At 68.7% G+C, this 19381-nt stretch carries 22 protein-coding genes; 13 read left to right on the top strand and 9 right to left on the bottom strand.

Annotated features, from left to right (window positions below; all coding sequences use genetic code 11):
• Window positions 1-39: 39 nt before the first annotated feature.
• Both ACFPFG_RS20190 and pyrE read right to left on the bottom strand, forming a co-directional pair.
• A complete protein-coding gene (locus tag ACFPFG_RS20190; RefSeq protein WP_380107991.1) occupies window positions 40-708 on the bottom strand; it encodes a DUF4124 domain-containing protein in 669 nt (222 codons plus the stop codon).
• Between the two features lie 7 nt (window positions 709-715).
• Window positions 716-1417 carry an orotate phosphoribosyltransferase gene (pyrE, locus tag ACFPFG_RS20185; RefSeq protein WP_183019254.1) on the bottom strand — a complete coding sequence of 234 codons (702 nt, stop codon included), beginning with the start codon at window positions 1415-1417 and terminating at the stop codon, window positions 716-718.
• Window positions 1418-1427: 10 nt separating this feature from the next.
• Here pyrE and ACFPFG_RS20180 point away from each other — a divergent pair, with 10 nt between their 5' ends.
• The 3 genes from ACFPFG_RS20180 (at window position 1428) to ACFPFG_RS20170 (ending at window position 2901) form a co-directional block, all read left to right on the top strand.
• On the top strand, window positions 1428-2231 hold the full coding sequence (locus ACFPFG_RS20180) for an exodeoxyribonuclease III (RefSeq protein WP_183019253.1): 804 nt from the start codon (window positions 1428-1430) through the stop codon (window positions 2229-2231).
• A 92-nt stretch (window positions 2232-2323) separates the two neighbouring features.
• Window positions 2324-2572 carry a type II toxin-antitoxin system CcdA family antitoxin gene (locus ACFPFG_RS20175; RefSeq protein ID WP_043791083.1) on the top strand — a complete coding sequence of 83 codons (249 nt, stop codon included), beginning with the start codon at window positions 2324-2326 and terminating at the stop codon, window positions 2570-2572.
• Window positions 2572-2901: a CcdB family protein gene (locus tag ACFPFG_RS20170; RefSeq protein ID WP_043791081.1), complete on the top strand. Its 330-nt coding sequence runs from the start codon at window positions 2572-2574 to the stop codon at window positions 2899-2901. Before ACFPFG_RS20175 ends, ACFPFG_RS20170 begins: the two co-directional genes overlap by 1 nt.
• 70 nt (window positions 2902-2971) lie before the next feature.
• On the opposite strand, the gene ACFPFG_RS20165 is transcribed toward ACFPFG_RS20170, so the two are convergent.
• The 3 genes from ACFPFG_RS20165 to ACFPFG_RS20155 are packed head-to-tail and all read right to left on the bottom strand — an operon-like array spanning window position 2972 to window position 5854.
• Window positions 2972-4396, bottom strand: coding sequence for an NAD(P)(+) transhydrogenase (Re/Si-specific) subunit beta (locus ACFPFG_RS20165; RefSeq protein WP_012202277.1), 1425 nt, complete (start codon window positions 4394-4396; stop codon window positions 2972-2974).
• Window positions 4393-4737, bottom strand: a complete 345-nt coding sequence (locus tag ACFPFG_RS20160) for an NAD(P) transhydrogenase subunit alpha part 2 (RefSeq protein ID WP_183018330.1) — start codon at window positions 4735-4737, stop codon at window positions 4393-4395. Before ACFPFG_RS20160 ends, ACFPFG_RS20165 begins: the two co-directional genes overlap by 4 nt.
• Before the next feature lies 1 nt (window position 4738).
• Complete coding sequence (locus ACFPFG_RS20155; protein ID WP_183018331.1) at window positions 4739-5854, bottom strand: Re/Si-specific NAD(P)(+) transhydrogenase subunit alpha; 1116 nt, start codon at window positions 5852-5854, stop codon at window positions 4739-4741.
• A gap of 321 nt (window positions 5855-6175) precedes the next feature.
• Here ACFPFG_RS20155 and ACFPFG_RS20150 point away from each other — a divergent pair, with 321 nt between their 5' ends.
• Together ACFPFG_RS20150 and ACFPFG_RS20145 are read left to right on the top strand one after the other, a co-directional pair.
• Window positions 6176-6415 (top strand): zinc ribbon domain-containing protein, encoded by a 240-nt coding sequence (locus ACFPFG_RS20150; protein ID WP_084027452.1) that lies wholly within the window; start codon window positions 6176-6178, stop codon window positions 6413-6415.
• Window positions 6416-6501: 86 nt separating this feature from the next.
• Window positions 6502-7140: an MBL fold metallo-hydrolase gene (locus ACFPFG_RS20145; RefSeq protein ID WP_183021302.1), complete on the top strand. Its 639-nt coding sequence runs from the start codon at window positions 6502-6504 to the stop codon at window positions 7138-7140.
• A 13-nt stretch (window positions 7141-7153) separates the two neighbouring features.
• On the opposite strand, the gene ACFPFG_RS20140 is transcribed toward ACFPFG_RS20145, so the two are convergent.
• Window positions 7154-7834 carry a Crp/Fnr family transcriptional regulator gene (locus ACFPFG_RS20140; RefSeq protein WP_380107987.1) on the bottom strand — a complete coding sequence of 227 codons (681 nt, stop codon included), beginning with the start codon at window positions 7832-7834 and terminating at the stop codon, window positions 7154-7156.
• Between the two features lie 84 nt (window positions 7835-7918).
• Between ACFPFG_RS20140 and ACFPFG_RS20135 the strand changes: the two genes are divergently transcribed.
• The 5 genes from ACFPFG_RS20135 to ACFPFG_RS20115 all read left to right on the top strand — a co-directional run bounded on the left by ACFPFG_RS20135 (window position 7919) and on the right by ACFPFG_RS20115 (window position 12895).
• Window positions 7919-8914: an ABC transporter substrate-binding protein gene (locus ACFPFG_RS20135; RefSeq protein WP_380107985.1), complete on the top strand. Its 996-nt coding sequence runs from the start codon at window positions 7919-7921 to the stop codon at window positions 8912-8914.
• Between the two features lie 14 nt (window positions 8915-8928).
• Window positions 8929-9729: an ABC transporter ATP-binding protein gene (locus ACFPFG_RS20130; RefSeq protein ID WP_183021299.1), complete on the top strand. Its 801-nt coding sequence runs from the start codon at window positions 8929-8931 to the stop codon at window positions 9727-9729.
• Window positions 9719-10474 carry an ABC transporter permease gene (locus ACFPFG_RS20125; protein WP_013800204.1) on the top strand — a complete coding sequence of 252 codons (756 nt, stop codon included), beginning with the start codon at window positions 9719-9721 and terminating at the stop codon, window positions 10472-10474. Before ACFPFG_RS20130 ends, ACFPFG_RS20125 begins: the two co-directional genes overlap by 11 nt.
• A 61-nt stretch (window positions 10475-10535) precedes the next feature.
• Window positions 10536-11411: a TauD/TfdA dioxygenase family protein gene (locus tag ACFPFG_RS20120; protein WP_016448570.1), complete on the top strand. Its 876-nt coding sequence runs from the start codon at window positions 10536-10538 to the stop codon at window positions 11409-11411.
• Between the two features lie 23 nt (window positions 11412-11434).
• Entirely contained in the window at window positions 11435-12895 is a 1461-nt protein-coding gene (locus tag ACFPFG_RS20115; RefSeq protein WP_380107982.1) for an aldehyde dehydrogenase family protein, read from the top strand.
• Between the two features lie 187 nt (window positions 12896-13082).
• Here the strand turns inward: ACFPFG_RS20115 and ACFPFG_RS20110 are convergent, their stop codons facing one another.
• The 3 genes from ACFPFG_RS20110 to ACFPFG_RS20100 all read right to left on the bottom strand — a co-directional run bounded on the left by ACFPFG_RS20110 (window position 13083) and on the right by ACFPFG_RS20100 (window position 15818).
• Entirely contained in the window at window positions 13083-13985 is a 903-nt protein-coding gene (locus ACFPFG_RS20110) for a M48 family metallopeptidase (RefSeq protein WP_380107980.1), read from the bottom strand.
• A gap of 60 nt (window positions 13986-14045) precedes the next feature.
• On the bottom strand, window positions 14046-15017 hold the full coding sequence (locus tag ACFPFG_RS20105; protein WP_380107978.1) for a DMT family transporter: 972 nt from the start codon (window positions 15015-15017) through the stop codon (window positions 14046-14048).
• 72 nt (window positions 15018-15089) lie between these two features.
• Window positions 15090-15818 carry a helix-turn-helix domain-containing protein gene (locus tag ACFPFG_RS20100; RefSeq protein WP_183021294.1) on the bottom strand — a complete coding sequence of 243 codons (729 nt, stop codon included), beginning with the start codon at window positions 15816-15818 and terminating at the stop codon, window positions 15090-15092.
• Window positions 15819-15904: 86 nt separating this feature from the next.
• Between ACFPFG_RS20100 and ACFPFG_RS20095 the strand changes: the two genes are divergently transcribed.
• From ACFPFG_RS20095 to ACFPFG_RS20085, 3 genes are all read left to right on the top strand, one after another.
• The gene (locus ACFPFG_RS20095) at window positions 15905-17275 is read left to right on the top strand and encodes an AmpG family muropeptide MFS transporter (RefSeq protein WP_380107975.1); all 1371 of its coding nucleotides are present in this window, start codon (window positions 15905-15907) and stop codon (window positions 17273-17275) included.
• Between the two features lie 104 nt (window positions 17276-17379).
• On the top strand, window positions 17380-18138 hold the full coding sequence (locus tag ACFPFG_RS20090) for a response regulator (RefSeq protein WP_380107973.1): 759 nt from the start codon (window positions 17380-17382) through the stop codon (window positions 18136-18138).
• Window positions 18139-18145: 7 nt separating this feature from the next.
• Window positions 18146-19372 carry an ATP-binding protein gene (locus ACFPFG_RS20085; protein ID WP_183021293.1) on the top strand — a complete coding sequence of 409 codons (1227 nt, stop codon included), beginning with the start codon at window positions 18146-18148 and terminating at the stop codon, window positions 19370-19372.
• Window positions 19373-19381 lie beyond the last annotated feature (9 nt).

The following is a 19381-nucleotide window of genomic DNA, read 5'->3' as shown; positions in this document are numbered from 1 at the left end:
CGTTCGCGCCAGACAGTAAAGACAGGGGGCAAGGGCCGCTCAGCGGCCCGTGGTAGCCGCAGCGGCGGCGGCCGCGCTCCACAGCGCACGCAGCGGCACGAGCTCGGCATCGAAGCGCTGGTTGATGCGGCTTTTTTCCTGCTCCTGCTGCTGGATGAAGCGCTGCTGCTCTTCCTGGCTGCTGCGGTTTTCATCGAGCTGGCGGCGCAGGGAAGCGGGGGCCTTGGACGGGTCCTTGCGGTAGAACTCCATCTCGCCATCGATCTTGACGCGCTGGGCCTGCAGCTCCTGTATGCGCTGGCGCGCCAGGTTGGCGACCTGGTCGGTCTGCGACAGGGCCTCGGCGCGTTCGGCGTCGTGCGTGGCCTGGTTGGGATAGCGCGCAACCAGCGCGCGCTCGCGCGAGCGCTCCTCGCGCACACGGCGCTGTTCGGCCTGCTCGCGGCGGCGCTGGGCATCGAGCTCGGCGCGCTCGTTGTCGGTCAGCGTGGGGCCGACGCGGCGAAGCTCCACTCCGGAGCTGCCTAGCACACGCTGGTCGCGGTCCACGCATTCGGCAATCGGGCGGTCTGCCGTCAGGCGCCGGCCCTTGGCGTCGGTGCATGCATAGATGCCGGCCGGCACGCCGGCATCCAGGGCGCAGGCAGGGCCAGCCGTGGCAACAGCCAGGGCGCACCACAGGAACCGTGCATGCAACGCCTTGTTCATCAAGCCCTTATTCCTTGTCGTTGACTCCGTAACGCTGGCGGTAGGCCAGCACGCGCTCATGGTGGCCGCTGCCCGCGCTGCCACCTTGAATCTCAAGATAAAGCAATAAGTCTGCCAGCTTCGCAATGGTGCAGACCTGCATGCCGAGCTGATTGCGTACGTACTGCACGGCGCTGTGGGGCACGTCCTGTCCATTCTCGGTGGCCATTTCCTGGCGGTCCAGCGCGATCGCCACGGCATGCGGCGTGGCGCCTGCGGCGCGGATGATGGCGATGGACTCGCGCGCTGCCGTGCCGGCGCTCATCACGTCGTCCACGATCAGCACGCGGCCCTTGAGGGGCGCGCCCACCAGGGTGCCGCCCTCGCCGTGGTCCTTGGCTTCCTTGCGGTTGTACGCAAAGGGCTTGTTCAGGCCCATGCGGGCCAGCTCCACGGCCACGGTGGCGGCCAGCGGGATGCCCTTGTAGGCGGGGCCGAAGATCATGTCGAACTCGATGCCGCTGGCTGCGATGGCTTTTGCATAGAATTCGGCGAGACGGCCCATCTTGCCGCCGTCATCGAACAGGCCGGCATTGAAGAAGTACGGGCTCATGCGCCCGGCCTTGGTCTTGAACTCGCCGAAACGCAGCACCCCTGCGTCAACGGCGAATTGCACAAATTCCTGCGCCAGACGGCCTGTGTCATCGGCCTGCAGATTACTCACCACCATGGATTCATCCTTGTTCAAATTGACCAGCCTCAACCTCAACGGCATCCGCTCGGCCTCGACCAAGGGCGTCGAAGCCTGGATCGAGGCCACTGCGCCGGATTGTATTTGCGTGCAGGAAATCAAGGCCCAGGCCGCCGACATGACTGGACGCTTCGAGCTGCTGGCCGGCCTGCGCGGCCACTTCCACTACGCCGAGAAGAAGGGCTACTCGGGCGTGGGCGTCTACAGCCGCCACGAGCCCAGCGATGTCGTGGTCGGCTTCGGCTCGCACGAGTTCGACGCCGAGGGCCGCTACGTGGAGGCGCGCTTCGACACGCCCGCGCGCAAGCTGTCCATCATCAGCGCCTACTTTCCCAGCGGCAGCTCGGGCGAACTGCGCCAGACGGCCAAGTTCCGCTTCCTGGCCGAAATGCACGAGCACCTGATGCGCATGAAGGGCGAGCGCGAGTTCATCCTGTGCGGCGACATCAACATCGCCCACCAGCAGATCGACCTCAAGAACTGGCGCAGCAACCAGAAAAACAGCGGTTTCACGCCCGAAGAGCGCGAGTGGATGACAAAGTTGTTACACAAAACTGATCCCACGGGCGGTCTTGTGGACGTTTATCGCCTGCTCCAGCCCGACACCACGGATGCCTGCTACACATGGTGGAGCAACCGCGGCCAGGCCTATGCCAACAACGTGGGATGGCGCCTGGACTACCACCTGGCCACCCCGGCCACCGCCGCACTGGCGCGCACCGAGCACATCTACAAGGATGTGAAGTTCTCGGACCATGCGCCGGTCACCATCGGCTATGACATGAAGGTGTGAGACGTTCAAGCAGGGCCTTGGGTCGCGGCGGTTTGACTCGTCGCGCTCTCATACAGACACTGTGCGCATGATCTTTATCTGAGGGTTCCGAGATGAAATCCATTGCTGTCTCCAGCGCCAAGCGGCCAATCCATCTCACGATCAATGCAGATCTGGTGACGCAGGCCAAGGCCTATACCGACAATCTCTCGGCCACCATGGAATCCCTGCTGGCCGAATACGTTGCCAGGCAGGAGGGCGCACAGCGTGAGCGCCAACGGCTTGCCGACGCCTGCGCCAGCGACTGGAACGCGGTCAACATCGCGGTGGGTTCGTTCGCAGACGAGCACTCGACGCTCTAGTGGCGCAATTCGACGTTCATCGCAACAAGGGAGCCTTGCGCGACTCGATTCCCTACGTCGTCGTGGTCCAGTCCTCGCTGTTTGACCGCTACCGCCGTCGCGTCGTGGTTCCACTGGTTCGGCAGAATCTGCTGCCGCGCGGCACTCCAACCGTGGGTGCGAGGATGAATCCTGTGTTTGTCATTGAAGGCGTGCCGGTCGTCCTGCATGCCCTGGACATGGTTTCAGTCGCCCTGGATCAATTGGGTGAAGTGGTGGCCTCACTGGAGCATGAAGGCCAAGCCATCGCCGATGCGCTGGACGAATTGCTGACCCGGTCCGGGGGCTGACCCAAGATCGTTTTCAAGGAGGCCAGGGCTTGGGCCCTGCCCTCCTCGGACTTCAGCCCGGGCGCACGCCTCACTCCAGCGCCTTGCCCATGTCCTCCACCACCTTCTTGGCGTCGCCGAAGACCATCATGGTCTTGTCCATGTAGAACAGCTCGTTGTCCAGGCCCGCATAGCCGGCCGCCATGGAGCGCTTGTTGACGATCACCGTCTTGGCCTTGTAGGCCTCCAGGATGGGCATGCCGTAGATGGGGCTGCCCTTGACGTGTGCGGCGGGGTTCACCACGTCGTTGGCGCCCAGGATGATGGCCACGTCGGCCTGGCCGAACTCGCTGTTGATGTCCTCCATCTCGAAGACCTGGTCGTAGGGGACCTCGGCCTCGGCCAGCAGCACGTTCATGTGGCCGGGCATGCGGCCGGCCACCGGGTGGATGGCGTACTTCACGGTCACGCCCCGTTCGGTGAGCTTGTCGGCCAGCTCCTTGACCGCGTGCTGGGCACGCGCCACGGCCAGGCCGTAGCCGGGCACGATGACCACGGTCTCGGCATTGCCCAGGACGAAGGCCGCATCGTCGGCGCTGCCGCTTTTCACGTTGCGCTGCTGCTGGGAGCCTGCCGCCGCGCTGGTGGCCTCGCCGCCGAAGCCGCCCAGGATCACGCTGAAGAACGAGCGGTTCATGGCCTTGCACATGATGTAGCTCAGGATGGCGCCCGAGCTGCCCACCAGCGAACCCGCAATGATCAGCATGCTGTTGTTCAGCGAGAAGCCGATGCCCGCCGCCGCCCAGCCCGAGTAGCTGTTGAGCATGGACACGACCACCGGCATGTCCGCGCCACCGATCGGAATGATCAGCAGCACGCCCAGCAGCAGTCCCAGGGCGATGACCAGCACGATGTCCATCCAGCTTTGGCTGTGCCAGAAGCCGAAGACGAAGAAGGCCGCTGCCAGCCCCAGCACGGCGTTGAGCGCATGCTGGCCCTTGAACTGCACGGGCGCGCCCTGGAACAGGCGGAACTTGTACTTGCCGCTGAGCTTGCCGAAGGCGATCACCGAGCCCGTGAAGGTCACGGCGCCGATGAAGGCGCCCAGCGCCAGCTCCACGCGGTTGCCGCCCGGGATGGCGCCGCCCTTGGCCGTGATGGCAAAGGCCCAGGGCTCGGCCACGGCGGCCACGGCGATGAACACCGCCGCCAGGCCGATCATGCTGTGCATGAAGGCCACCAGCTCGGGCATCTTGGTCATCTCCACGCGCTGGGCCATGACGGCGCCGGCCGTGCCGCCGACCAGCAGGCCCAGCAGCACCCAGCCCAGGCCCAGGGCGTTGCCGCCGGCCAGCTGCACGATGAGCGCCGCCGTGGTCAGCACGGCGATCACCATGCCGGCCATGCCGAACAGGTTGCCGCGTATGGAGGTGGTGGGATGCGACAGCCCCTTGAGCGCCTGGATGAAGCAGACGCTGGCCACCAGGTAGAGCAATGTGACGAGGTTCATGCTCATGACCGGCCCTCCGCCTTGGCGTCCTTGCCGTCCTTGGCCGGAGCGCTCTTGCGCTCCTTCTTGCGGAACATCTCCAGCATGCGCCGCGTGACCAGGAAGCCGCCGAAGACGTTGACCGCGGCCAGCGCCACGGCCAGCACGCCCATGGTCTTGCCCAGGCCCGTTTCCGTGAGCGCCGCCGCCAGCATGGCGCCGACGATGACGATGGCCGAGATGGCATTGGTCACCGCCATCAGCGGCGTGTGCAGCGCGGGCGTGACGGTCCACACCACGTGGTAGCCCACGTAGATGGCCAGCACGAAGATGATGAGATGGATGATGGTGGGGGATACGGCTTCCATGTCATTTCCTCCGCAGCTGGCCTTCATGGGCCATCAGGCACGCGGCCACGATGTCGTCCTCCATGTCCACATGCAGGGCGCCATCCTTGTTGATGATGAGCTTGAGAAAATCGAGCACATTGCGTGCATACAGCGCCGAGGCATCGGCCGCCACCAGGGCGGCCAGGTTGGTCAGTCCCACGATGGTCACGCCATGCGTGACCACGGTCATGCCGGCCTGGGTCAGCGGGCAGTTGCCGCCGCGCTCTGCCGCCAGGTCCACGATGACGGCGCCGGGCTTCATGGCCTGCACCATCTCGGCCGTGACCAGCACGGGCGCGGGCCGGCCCGGGATCAGCGCCGTGGTGATGACCACGTCGGCCTGGGCCACGCGCTTGGCCACCTCGGCCTTCTGGCGGTCCAGCCAGCCTTGCGGCATGGGGCGGGCGTAGCCGCCCACGCCTTCGGCGGCCTCCTTTTCCTCGGCGGTCTCGTAGGGCACGTCGATGAACTTGCCGCCCAGGGATTCGACCTGCTCGCGCACGCTGGGCCGCACATCGCTGGCCTCGATCACGGCGCCCAGGCGCTTGGCCGTGGCAATGGCCTGCAGGCCGGCCACGCCCACGCCCAGCACCACGACGCGCGCGGCCTTCACCGTGCCCGCCGCCGTCATCAGCATGGGAAAGAAGCGCTGGTACTGGTTGGCCGCGATCATCACGGCCTTGTAGCCGGCGATATTGGCCTGGCTGGACAGCACGTCCATGCTCTGCGCACGCGTGGTGCGCGGAGCCGCCTCCAGCGCATAGGCCGTGATGCCCGCATCGGCCAGGCGCTGCAGGCCTGCGGGCTGGAACGGGTCCAGCATGCCGACCAGCGTTGCGCCCTTGCGGATGCCGGGCAGCTCGTCCTCCGAAGGAATGCGGACCTTGAGCACCAGGTCGGCGCCCAGGGCGCCTGCCGCATCGACGATCTCGGCGCCCGCTGCCTCGTACAAGGCATCGGGCACGCTGGCCGCCACTCCCGCCCCCGCCTGCACGCGCAGCACATGGCCTTGCGCACGCAGCTTCTTGACGGTCTCGGGGGTCGCAGCCACCCGGGTTTCTCCTGCCATGGTCTCGGCAGGCACGCCAATCAACATACCGGTTCTCCCTCGCGTGATGCCGGTACCCGCCCTGCATTGCGCAGGTGGCGGCCCGGCCCATCCTCGAAAAAATCCTTGCGTGCCTGCATCGGGGGCAGGCTGGCTTGGCGGCACGGCTAGCTTGTAACACGGCGGCGTTGCCGCAGCCACGGGGTCTGCCCGCGAGGCTGTCTCCTGTCCGTCACAGGACCCTGCATTGCCAGGAGATGACAGCCACATTAAATGATCGCCATCCACGGCTCGGCGCACCGCTGCCGTGTCCCAATGCACCTTTGGATGACTGCAGCGGCGCAGCCGCGCAGTGCGAAGGAACGCACCATGGGACTCTTGCAAAGACTGTTCGGAAATCATTCGCGCGGCGGCCACCACGGCGGCGGCGCATACCGTGCCGCAGCCGTGGCGGCGGTCTGCCCCGGCTGCCGTGCATCCATTGCCGCCAGCTCGCGCTTTTGCCCGCAGTGCGGGGGCGCAGTGCTGCCGCAGGCCTGCAGGCGCTGCAACGCCAGCCATCCGGCCGGCGCGCGGTTCTGCGGTCAATGCGGCCAGCCGACCACCTGAGGGCGCAAGCGGTGCGGCCCTGCGCAGCCGGCAGCGCAAGGACCGGGAATAATGGGCGCTTTCGCCAGAAGAACCCCACGCCGCCCATGCTCCAGTACCACACCATCCCCGTCACCGCCTTCCAGCAGAACTGCTCGCTGGTCTGGTGCGACCAGACCATGGAAGCCGCCGTCATCGACCCGGGCGGCGACCTGGAGCAGATCGGCTGGGAGATCGAGCGCCTGGGCCTGGCGCTCAAGGCCATCTGGCTCACGCACGCCCACATAGACCACGCGGGCGGCACGCGCGAGCTGGCCGATGCACAGCAGCTGCCCATCATCGGCCCCCATCCCGGCGACCAGTTCTGGATCGATGCGCTGCCCCAGCAGGGCGCCATGTTCGGCTTCCCGCATTCGGACCCCTTCACGCCCACGCGCTGGCTGCACGATGGCGACACGGTGAGCATCGGCAAGGAAACGCTGCAGGTGCGCCACTGCCCCGGCCATACGCCCGGCCACGTGGTGTTCCATGCGCCGCAGATCGACCGCGCCTTCGTGGGCGACGTGCTGTTCGCGGGCAGCATAGGCCGCACCGACTTTCCCCAGGGCAACCACCAGCAGCTGATCGACAGCATCGTCCAGCGCCTGTGGCCCATGGGCGACCAGACCGTGTTCATCCCGGGCCACGGCCCCGAAAGCAGCTTCGGCCGCGAGCGCAAGAGCAACCCCTACGTGGGCGGGACCTGAGCCTGCAGCTGTCTCAGCCCAGCACCTCGATCCACCGATAGCCCAGACGCACGCTGCCGCCCGCCTGCAGCTTGCGCAGCTCCTCGTTCACGCGCTGGCGCGAGGCGCCCACCACATGCGACAGATCGCCCTGCGATATGCGCAGCAGGGTGCGGCCGCCGGGCAGGGGCTGGCCGTTCTCTGCCGCCAGAACCTGCAATGTGGCCCAGACCCGGGCATGCAGCGTGTCCTCCGAACTGATGAAGATGGTGTCCAGCAGCCCGTTCACGCGCAGGCTCAGCAGGCGCGCCACAGCCAGGCATGCCGCGGCATCGCGCTCCAGGAAGTCCAGCAGCGGCTGGCGCGGCAGCACCAGCACCTCGACATCGCCCACCAGGTCCACGGGCACGGGCGCATTGCCCAGCACCGAGCTGATGCCGGTGATCTCCCCGGCCTCCAGCCAGCGCGTCATGCGCTCGGTGCCGCCCACGGTGAAGGCCACGACACGAAAGCGCCCTGACAGCAGCACCAGCGCATGGTCGGCCGCATCGCCGCGCTTTTGCACGAACTGTCCATCGCGGTAGCGGCGCCTGGAGCCTATGGCCCGCAGCCCGCGTGCCGATGCGGCAGGCAATTCGGCCAGCAGGTCCACGCGATAGCGCTCGCTGCGCGCCTGCGCCAAAGAGGTGTTGGGGGAACCGAGCTTGGTGTTCACCCGCCCATTGTCCCTTTCGCGGCAATTGGCGCATAGCACCGTCCTTGTAATCGGCCCCATACCCACACGTATGGAGCCCGCCCCATGATCCGCACCACGCTCGCCCTGGTATCCGCCTTCGTGATCGCCCTGCTCTCGACCCAGGCAGCCCTGGCACAGACGCCCACGCTGCGTATCCAGGACTACCCCGGCATCGGCAATTTCCTGGTGCGCGTGGCCAACGCGCGGGCACTGTGCGAGAAGCACGGCATACGCTGCGAACTGCGCCCCATCCCGCAGGCGCCGCTGGCGCTGCAGACCTTGCTGGCCGGTGACCTCGAAGTGGCGTTTACGCCCCCCGAGGTGCTGCTTCAGGCGGTCAACAAGGGCGCCGACCTCAAGGTGATCGGCAGCGGCGCCAGCGCGCCGACGTTCTTCCTCATGGCCTCGTCGGCCCTGCCCACGCCGCATGCCGGCCAGGGCTATCCCGCCGTGATGCAGGACTTCAAGGGCCGGCGCATCGGCGTGACGGCGCGCGGCAGCGCGGCCGAATTCCAGCTCGTGAGCCTGCTCCAGGGTGCAGGCATGAAGGCGGACGATGTGACCATCGTCGCCGTGGGCTCGCCCAACACAGCCTTTCCGGCGATTGCGCAAAAGCAGGTCGATGGCCTGATGCTGTTCTCGCCCATGGACGGCTTTTGCGAGGTCAGCCAGGCCTGCCGCATCGTCGTCGATCCGCGCAGGGGCCAGGGTCCCGCCGATGTGGTGGACACCAACGGCGCCGGCGTGCTGCAGGTGGTGCGCGCAGACTTCCTGCGCAAGAACGCCCAGGCCGTGGAAGGCCTGCGGCGCGCCCTGAACGAGGCGGCCGACTATGCCCGCGAACCGGCCCATTTCGATGCCTTGCTCAAGGTCGCGCAGGACAGCTTCAGGATCAACACGCCCGGCGGCGACCGGATCCTGGAGGTGGCGCTGCGCAATGCCATTCCTTCCATGCAGTTCGCAGTGGACCCCAAGGCCCTGCAGCATGCCGCGCGCTACCTGCAGCGCACGGGGCAGATCGGCCGGCTGATCGACACCGCGCCCCTGCTGGCGCAGTGAAGGGGGAGTGCACCATGACTCCCAATGGATCGCAGCTGCCGCCGCCGCAGGCCATTGCCGCCGACGGCCTGCACCTGAGCTTCGACGGCCGCACGCAGGTGCTGGACAACATTGCGCTGCAGGTGGCCGAGGGCGAATTCGTCTCGCTGGTCGGGCCCAGCGGCTGCGGCAAGACCAGCCTGCTCAACCTCTGCGCAGGCCTGGTGGCCCACACGGGCGCCGGCACGCTGCGCGTGCTGGGCGAGGCACCGCGCCTGGGCAGTTCCCGCGTGGGCTACATGCTGGCGCGCGACAGCCTGCTGCCCTGGTGCACGGCGCTGGAGAACGCCGCCTTCGGCGCGCGCGTGCGCGGCGTCGGCACGGCCGACAGCACGGAGCGCGCACTGCGCATGCTGCAGGAGGTGGGCCTGGCCGACCATGCGCAGGCCCTGCCCAAGGCCTTGTCCCACGGCATGCGCCAGCGCACGGCGCTTGCGCGCACCTTTGCGCTGGACGCGCAGCTGCTGCTGATGGACGAGCCCTTCGGCGCCCTGGACGCGCAGACCAAGCTGCAGCTGCAGGACCTGCTGCTGCGCCTGTGCCAGCAGCACCGCCACAGCGTGCTGTTCGTGACCCACGACCTGGCCGAGGCCGTGGCCGTCTCCGACCGCGTGGTGGTGATGTCCTCGCGCCCGGGCCGCATCATCGCCGACCTGCCCATAGACCTGCCGCGCCCGCGCTCCATCCGCGACCTGCAGAAGTCGCCGCGTTTCCATGAACTCTATGCGGCCCTGTGGTCGCAGCTCGAATCGGGATGGGTGCACCATGAAGGCTGATCGTCTGCAATGGCTGGCGCTGCATGCGCTGTTCATCTGTCTCGTGCTGGGACTGGCCGAATGGGCCGCCGCGCGCCGCTGGCTGGACCCCACCTTCTTCGGCCAGCCCAGCGGCGTGGCCGCCTATCTCTGGAACCATGCGGGCACGGCCCGGTTCTGGTCCGACCTGGGCTGGACGCTGGCGGCCGTGGCCTGCTCCTTCGTGCTGGGCAGCGTGGCCGCCTTCGCCACGGGGCTGGCCTTCGTGCGCTGGCCGGCCATCGAACGCTTTGCAGAGCCCTACTTCAACGCGCTGAACGTGATGCCGCGCATCGCGCTGGCGCCGCTGTTCATCCTGTGGTTCGGGCTGGGGCTGGGCAGCAAGATCGCCGTGGGCTGCTCGCTGACCTTCTTCATCGTGCTGTCGGCCACGGTGGCAGGCATGCGGGGCGTCAGCCAGGACCATGTGACGCTGTGCCGCACCCTGGGCGCCAGCGCCGCCACCACCTTCTTCGAGGTCACGCTGCCCGGCGCCGTCCCGGTGATCTTCTCGGGCCTGCGCCTGGGATTGATCTATGCCCTGCTGGGCGTGGTGGGCACCGAGATCATCGCCAGCGAAAAGGGCCTGGGCCAGACCCTGGCCTACCTGGGCTCCACCTTCGACATCAATGGCGTCATGGCGCTGCTGCTGGTGCTGGCCCTGCTGGGCGTGGGCATGGTGCGCTTCATGTCCTGGGCCGAGAGGAGGCTGCTGCACTGGCAGTGAGCCCGCCAGCCCTCTCTCCCCACCTTCCTCCCCTCCCATCCGTTCCTTCAAGGAGTACCCCATGGCCAATGCCGCCCCCATGCAGCTGATCGACATCGACGCCCGCTACCACCACATCCGCCCCGTGCCGCGCATGCCCAACTTCGCGGCCTGGATCGAGGGCGTGGACCTGACCCGGCCCCTGTCCCCCGAGGTGCAGGCAGAACTGCGACAGGCCCTGTACGACTTCGAGGTCATCTTCTTCCGGCCCCAGGCCATCACGGCCGAGCAGCATGTGGCGCTGGCGCAGGTGTTCGGCCCGCTGTCCAAGGGCTCGTACTTCGAGCGCAAGAGCGGCATGCCCGACGTGGAGATGATCATCTCCGACAAGGACCGCCCGCCCGCCATAGACAACTGGCACACCGACATCAGCTGGAAGCAGCAGCCGCCGCTGGGCACCGTGATCCAGATCGTGACCACGCCGCCGGCCGGCGGCAACACCTGCTGGACCAGCACCAGCAAGGCCTATGACTGGCTCTCGCCCGGCATGCAGCAGTACCTGGAAGGCCTGCAGGCGGTCCATACCTGGGAGGAATCGGGCTTCCGGGAGTACCTGGGCCGCAAGGGCGAGGAGGCGCTGTTCGAGGCGCTGCGCCAGTTCAAGCCGGTGACCCATCCCGTGGTGCGCACCAACCCCGATTCAGGCCGCAAGTGCATCTTCGTCAATGCCGATTTCACGCGCCACATCACGGGCGTGGACCGGCACGAGGCGCGCGGCGTGCTCGCCTTCCTGCTGGACTGGCTGAAGAAGCCGGAGTTCATGGTGCATCATCAATGGGACGCGGGCGGCATCGCCATCTGGGACAACCGCAGCACGCAGCACTATGCTGTGGCCGACTACTGGCCCCACTACCGCGTGAACCAGCGCGTCACCTTCGACACCCCTTCCACCCAATGACAACGAGACACGGAGACAGCTTCATGAGCACGCAAGAGCACCTGCAGTTCTATATCGACGGCCAATGGGTTCCCCCGGCCGTGCCGCGCACGCTGGATGTGATCAATCCGTCCACCGAGGAGGTGGCGGCCCGCATCAGCATGGGCTCGGCCGCCGATGTCGATGCAGCCGTGGCCGCCGCACGCCGCGCGTTCGACGGCTTCTCGCAGACCACGCGCGACGAGCGGCTGGCCCTGCTGGACAAGGTGCTGGCGGTCTACATGCGCCGCATCGACGAGGTGGCGCAGACCATCTCGCTGGAGATGGGCGCGCCGCTGTGGCTGTCGCGCGCGGCCCAGGCCACGGTAGGCGCGGGGCACCTGAAGCAGACCCTGCAGGTGCTCAGGGAATTCGAGTTCGAGAGCGTGCGCGGCACCACCGGCATCGTGCATGAGCCCGTGGGCGTGGTGGGCATGATCACGCCCTGGAACTGGCCCATCAACCAGATCATGTGCAAGGTGGCACCGGCCCTGGCGGCGGGCTGCACCATGGTGCTCAAGCCCTCGGAGATCGCGCCGCTCAACGCCATCCTGGTGGCCGAGATCCTGCACGAAGCGGGCGTGCCGGCCGGCGTGTTCAACCTGGTCAACGGCGACGGCCCCTCGGTGGGCGAGGCCATGTCCGTGCACCCCGGCATCGACATGATGACCTTCACGGGCTCCACGCGCGCGGGCATCGCCGTGGCCAAGGCCTCGGCCGATACCGTCAAGCGCGTGACGCAGGAGCTGGGCGGCAAGTCGGCCAACATCGTGCTGGACGATGCCGACATCGAAAAGGCCGTGGCTCAGGGCGTGAACGCCTGCTTCACCAACTCCGGCCAGAGCTGCAACGCACCCACGCGCATGTTCGTGCCGCGCGCCCTGCATGCGCGCGCCGTGGCCGCCGCCAAGGCCGCTGCCGAGGGCATGAAGGTGGGCGATGCACTGGCCGACACCGGCGCCATGCACATGGGCCCTGTGGTCAGCGAGGCGCAGTTCCGCAAGATCCAGGGCCTGATCGAGGCCGGCATCGCCGAGGGCGCCACCCTGGTGGCCGGCGGCACGGGCCGCCCCGAGGGCCTTGCGCGCGGCTACTTCGTGCGGCCCACGGTGTTCGCCGATGTGCGCAACGACATGACCATTGCGCGCGAGGAGATCTTCGGCCCCGTGCTGGCCATCCTGCCCTACGACACGGAGGAGGAGGCCATCGCCCAGGCCAATGACACGCCCTACGGCCTGTCCGGCTACGTGCAGTCCGGCAGCCTGGAGCGCGCACGCCGTGTGGCCTCGCGCCTGCGCACCGGCATGGTCCACCTCAACGGCGCGGGGCCGGACTTCGGCGCGCCGTTCGGCGGCTACAAGCAGTCGGGCACGGGCCGGGAATGGGGCGAGCACGGCTTCAAGGAGTACCTTGAAGTCAAGGCCGTCATGGGCTACCAACCCAAGCAAAAAATCACCACCCCCTGAGTCGCTACGCGCCTTCCCCCCCGTGGCACGTCGCCTCTCTACTCGCTACGCGAGGGAGGGGGACGACACCCTCGGTGCGGGGCGGCGCGGCCGGCTTAGGCCCTTCCTCGGTGTCCCTGATCTTTGGCCGCGCCAGTTTCAAACACTGCACCCAAAAAGCTGCCCGGGTCTTAGCTTGCTGGCACGCCTACCCGCGCCGTGCGGCCTCGTAGAGGCCTTCCACGCGCGGGATGTTGCGCTCCAGTTCGCGGATGCGCTCGGGCCCTGCGGGGTGGGTGGACAGGAATTCCAGGCCACCACGGTCGCCCGTGGCCTGGCCCATCTTGCGCCACAGCGAGACCGAGGCCTGGGGGTTGTAGCCGGCGCGCGCGGCCAGTTCCAGGCCCACCAGATCGGCCTCGCTTTCGTCGCCCCGGCTGAATTTCAGCGACAGCAACTGGCCACCCAGGCGGGCCGCCGCATTGCCCAGGTCGCCCAGGCCCAGCAATTGGGCGCCCAGCGAGATGCCGATGCTGGTGGCCTGGTTCTTGGCCAGCTGTTCACGCGAGTGCTCGCGCAGCGCATGGGCCATTTCGTGACCCATGATCATGGCGATCTCGTCGTCGGTGAGCTGCAGCTGGTCGATGATGCCGGTGTAGAAGGCGATCTTGCCGCCCGGCATGCAAAAGGCATTGATCTCCTTGCTGCCGATCAGGTTGACCTCCCAGCGCCAGGAATTGGCGCGGGGATTCCATTGCGCGGTGTACGGGATCAGCCTCCTGGCGATGGAGCGCAACCGCTGCAGCTGCGGGTTGCTGTCGCCGGCCAGTGCGCCCTGGGCGCGGGCCTTGGCCAGCAGTTGCTGGTACTGGTCGGTGGCGGCGCCTTCCAGCGTCTCGGCCGGCACCAGCTTGCGCAGGCCCGAGGCACCGCCCACCTGCACCTGTGCCGCCACCGGTGCCGTGGCCAGGCCCATGGCCGCCGCGCTGCCGGCCAGCAAGAAACCGCGACGCGCGCGCCAGGGCGCGCAGGCACAGCCCCAGGCGGACGGGGCACAGGGCTCGGAAGAGAGATGGGATGGCTGCTGCATGCCGCCAAGTCTAGCGGCCATGCATGCCTGAAACATGCGGAGAACAGCGCATCGTGAAGAGCGGCGCCGGCCTACAAAGAGTCACGCCATCTGCGCGGCCATCACGGCCCGCTGCGCCCGCATCTCGGCGCCGATCACCAGCATCAGCCCGGCCAGCACGGCCAGCAGCCCCAGCCACGATTGCAGCGGCTGCCGCTCGCCCACGACCCACACCGCCAGCACGAAGGCCGCCACGGGCTCGATCAGGCTCAGCGTCACGCCCGTGGGTCCCGAGATGCTGCGCAGCCCGATGGAAAACAGCATGTGCGCCAGGCCCGACACCACCACGCCCAGGTAGACCACCACCAGCACGGCCGCCAGGCTCCACTGCGGCAGGCCGCTTTGCACCAGCGCAATCGGCACCGCCATGCAGGCCGCCCCGGTGAAGACATAGAAATTCACCACGCGCGGCGACATGTGGGTGACCAGGCGCTTGTTGATCAGCGCATAGCCCGCGTACGACAGCCCCGCCAGCAGGCACAGGGCCAGGCCGCTCCAGGACAGCGTGGCGCCGCCCCGTGCCATCACCATGGCCGCGCCTCCCGCCACGCTCACCAGCGTGCCGGCCCACCACAGGGCCGACAGGGGCGCGCGCAGCACCAGCGCCTGCATCAGCCCGGCCCAGATGGGGCCGCTGCCAATGGCCACGGCCGTGCCCACGGCCACGCCCGTGAGCGTCACGCCCTCGTAGAAAAAGATGCTGTAGCCGCCGATTCCCATGGAAGCCAGCACGAACCAGGCCGGACGCAGTCCCAGGTGCACCGGGTTGGGCAGCAGCGGCTGGACGGGTGCCCCGCCCTGCCCGGCCCGCCCGCGCAGCCTCCAATGGGAGACCGCCAGCAGCACGCCCAGAAACAGGCTGGAAACCGCCAGTTGCGCGGCGCCCACCCAGAACGGCGACAGCCCGCCTGCGCCCAGGCTTTGCGCCGTGCCCGTCGTGCCCCAGAGCACGGCGGCCACCGAAACGAAGGCGATGCCGACGGCGGAGGAAGAAGCGGAAGAATTGCGAACCATGGCGCCATGTTGCGCCTGGCGCGGCCGGGCATTTGTCGAGAAACGCTCGTAGTCCGGAGGACTGTGAACGGGCTAGCCGCGCAGTTGCCGCGCCGTCACGCCCCGGTCGCGCCGCAGCGCATAGGCCAGGGCGCTGGCCGAGGCATAGCCGCAGCGCAGCGCCGTGGCCTCCAGGGGCAGGCCCCGCGCCAGCCCGCGCTCGGCCGCATCCAGGCGCAGGCCGCGCAGCCAGGCCTGGGGCGGCTGGCCCGCCAGCTCCACGAAGCGCGCGTGAAAGCGCTGGGCGCTCATATGGCACAGGGCGGCCAGCCGGGCCGTGGGCCAGTCCTCGTGCAATGCGGCCTGTACGCTCGTGGTCAGTTGCTGCAGGTCCAGCCCCCGGCGCGCCAGCAGGCCGGGCGCCTGCAGCACCTGGGCCAGTTGCTCTGTGGCCGGGCCTTCCGACTCCCGGCCGCGCAGGGCGGGCGGCACGGAAAAGCGCCGCATCCGGTCCAGCCCCGGGCCGCTGGGCGCATCGATGACGAACACGCGCGAGCGCGGCGCCGCCAGGTAGCCGTGGCCCACGCCGGCGGGGATGAGCATGCCGCTGACGGCGTCCACAAAGGCGCTGCGCCCGCCCACCTCCAGCTCCATGCGGCCCTGCAGCGCATAGAGGATCTGCGCATGGCCGTGGGCATGGGCCTGGTGCTCGCCGCTGTAGCTGCGCACCGAGCTGTGCGGCGCGAAGGCGGTATCGGTGGCATCGGCCGCGCCGTCTTGCGCGGCGGCATCGCTGTGGAGGGAAGAGAGGGTGTAGGCCATGGCGGCATCCTGTGCCCGCGATGGTAGCGCGCGCCAGTCCGCGCCACCATGGGCCCGATAATGGCCGCAGCCTGCCGCAGCCCAACATGACCGAGCCGTCCACCACCACCTCCTCCGCCCCCTCCACCGCCACCGAAGCGCCCCGCCGCAGCTGGGCCCAGACCCTGCGCGTCTATGCCGAGCCGGCCAGCCTGCGCATGCTGGCCCTGGGTTTTTCGGCAGGCCTGCCGCTGCTGCTGGTGCTGGGCACGCTGTCGTTCTGGCTGCGCGAGGCCGGCGTGGACCGCACCACCATCGGCTACCTGAGCTGGGTGGGCCTGGCCTATGCCTTCAAGTGGGTCTGGTCGCCGCTGGTGGACCGCATGCCGCTGCCGCTGCTCACGCGCTGGCTGGGGCGGCGGCGCGGCTGGCTGCTGTTCGCGCAGATGCTCATCGTCGCCGGGCTGTGCGGCATGGCGTTCAACGATCCGCGTGTCTCGCTCACGCCGCTGGTGTGGTGCGCGCTGGCCGTGGCCTTCGGCTCGGCCACGCAGGACATTGCGCTGGATGCCTACCGCATCGAATCGGCCGACACCGAGCGCCAGGCCGCGCTGGCCGCCACCTACCAGACGGGCTACCGGCTGGCCATGATCTGGGCCGGCGCCGGCGTGCTGTGGCTGGCCGCTCGCGCCGAAGTCGCTGGCACGGCGGGCTACCAGAGCGGCGCCTGGCAGGTGGCCTACCTGGCCATGGCCGCCTCCATGGCCGTGGGCATGCTGACCGTGCTGCTCTCGCCGGAACCGGTGCCGCGCCCGCTGGCGCCTGCCCGCAACGCGGCAGAGTGGCTGCACAGCGCGCTGGTCGAGCCCTTTGCCGACTTCCTGGGCCGCTACCGCTGGCAGGCCCTGCTGGTGCTGGGCCTGATCGCCATCTACCGCATCAGCGACGTGGTCATGGGCATCATGGCCAACCCCTTCTACGTGGACATGGGCTTCACCAAGGACGAGGTGGCCGCCGTGACCAAGGTCTACGGCGTGATCATGACGCTGGCGGGCGCCTTCCTGGGCGGGGCGCTGGCCATGCGCTGGGGCGTGATGCGCGTGCTGATGCTGGGCGCCGCGCTGTCGGCCGCCACCAACTTGCTGTTCGCCTGGCTGGCCACGCGCGGCCATGACGTGAATGCGCTGGTCTGGGTGGTGAGCGCGGACAACCTGGCCGGCGGCATCGCCTCGGCGGCCTTCATCGCCTACCTGTCGGGGCTGACCAATGTGCAGTACTCGGCCACGCAGTACGCGCTGTTCAGCTCCATGATGCTGCTGGCGCCCAAATGGCTGGCCGGCTTCTCGGGCGCCTTTGTCGATGCGCATGGCTACGTGAGCTTCTTCCAGGCCACGGCCCTGCTGGGCCTGCCCGTGCTGGTGCTGATCGCGCTGGCCTCGCGCGTGCATGCGGTACGGCCCGCGCAACGCGGCAGTTGAGTGGCGGGCCGCAGGCTGCGCTGTTTTACCGAACTTTACGCAAGCGACAAGCACGGCTGACGGGGCGCTGCGAGCATCGTCGCAATACGACGCCAGGCCCCAGCATGAATACACTGCCCTCCATGAGTACGCACCATCTTCTGATGATCGAAGACGACACCCGCCTCGCGCAGATGGTGGGTGACTACCTGGGCAACAACGGCCTGCAGGTCACGCATATGGGCGACGCCCGCAGCGGCCTGGAGCAGCTGCAGCCCGCCGACGGCGTGGCCGGCGCCGACCTGCCCGACCTCGTCATCCTCGACCTCATGCTGCCCGACATGGACGGCCTGGAGGTCTGCCGGCGCATCCGCGCCCTGCCGGGCCCGGCAGCCCAGGTGCCGGTGCTGATGCTCACGGCCAAGGGCGACCCCATGGACCGCATCATCGGCCTGGAGATCGGCGCCGACGACTACCTGCCCAAGCCCTTCGAGCCGCGCGAGCTGCTGGCGCGCATCCGCGCCATCCTGCGCCGGCGCGGCGGCGGCGAGGGCACGGCCGCCAGCCAGCCGGCCACGGCGCTGCGCTTCGGCAGCCTGGAGATCGACCGCGACGCGCGCAGCGTCACCGTGGCGGGCCAGCCCTGCGAGCTGACCTCCTACCAGTTCGACCTGCTGGTCACGCTGGCCGAGCGCGCAGGCCGCGTGCTCACGCGCGACCAGATCATGGAGGCCGTGCGCGGCCGCGAGCTGGAGGCCTTCGACCGCTCCATCGACGTGCACATGGGCCGCATCCGCGCCGCCATCGAGGCCGACCCCAAGGCGCCAAAGCGCATCCTCACCGTCCGCGGCGTAGGCTACGTGTTCGCAAAACAGCAAGACTGACCGCTGCATGAAGCTGCTGTCCCTCTTCTCCCAGCGCCTGTACCTGCGCATCTGGCTGGCCGTGGTGGGCGGCGTGGCCGTGCTCACGCTGACGGTGGCCTGGGCCTGGCAGATCGCGGCCGAGCAGAACGCGCAGAGCGTGCAAAGCGCCAGCTCGCCGCCCTCGCGCGACGTCGCCATGCGCGATGCGGACGGCAAGGTCATCGCCCAGGGCCGCGCCCGGCGCCTGCCCGGACCGCCCGAGGAGGGGCTGCGCTTCGAGATCGAAGGCACGGATGGCCAGACCTACATGCTGCATATGGCGCCGCGCCCGCCACGCGGCGACCGTCCCCCGCACGACGGCGCCGCCGCCTTCTGGCTGCGCCCACCCTTCGGCTTTCTGTGGCTGCTGGGCCTGGTGGGCGTGGCCGTGGCCGTGGGCGTGTTCCCCATCATCCGCCGCCTGCTCAAGCGGCTGGAGAACCTGCAGCGCGGCGTCAAGCGCTTTGGCGAGGGCGACCTGTCGGTGCGCGTGCCCGAGCACGGCAGCGACGAGGTGGCCGACCTGGCCCACCAGTTCAACGCCGCCGCCGCGCGCATCGAGACCCTGGTGACCTCGCACAAATCGCTGCTGGCCAATGCCTCGCACGAGCTGCGCTCGCCGCTGACGCGCATCCGCATGGGCCTGGAATTCATGGGCGACGACCCGGCCAGCGCCCGCGCGCGCGCCGAGATCCAGCGCAACATCAGCGAGCTGGACCAGCTGGTGGACGAGATCCTGCTGGCCAGCCGGCTGGAGACCTATGAAGGCGACGTGGGCACGGTCGAGCCCGTGGACCTGATCGGCCTGGCCGCCGAGGAATGCGCACGCGTGGATGCCGACCTGGACCTGCGGTCCACCGACGCACTGGAAGTGCCCGGCATCTCCAAGCTGCTGCGCCGCGCCGTGCGCAACCTGCTGGAGAACGCGCGTCGCTACAGCCAGGGCGCCATCACGCTGGAGCTTTCGCGCCAGGACGCCATGGCCGAGATCCGCGTCTGCGACCACGGCCCCGGCGTGGCGCCGGCCCACCGCGAGCGCATCTTCGAGAAGTTCTTTCGCCTGCCCGGCGCCAGCGAGCGCTCGGGCGGCGTGGGCCTGGGCCTGGCCCTGGTGCGCTCCATCGCCCAGCGCCACGGCGGCAGCGTGCACTGCGAGGGCCGCGCCGACGGCCAGCCGGGCGCCTGCTTCGTGCTGCGGCTGCCGCTGGCCTGAACTGCCGCC

The sequence above is a fragment of the Delftia deserti genome (genome assembly GCF_042653485.1).
GTDB lineage: Bacteria > Pseudomonadota > Gammaproteobacteria > Burkholderiales > Burkholderiaceae_C > Comamonas > Comamonas acidovorans.
Note: the sequence above shows the minus strand (reverse complement) of the source record. Positions and strands in the feature narration are given on the sequence as shown.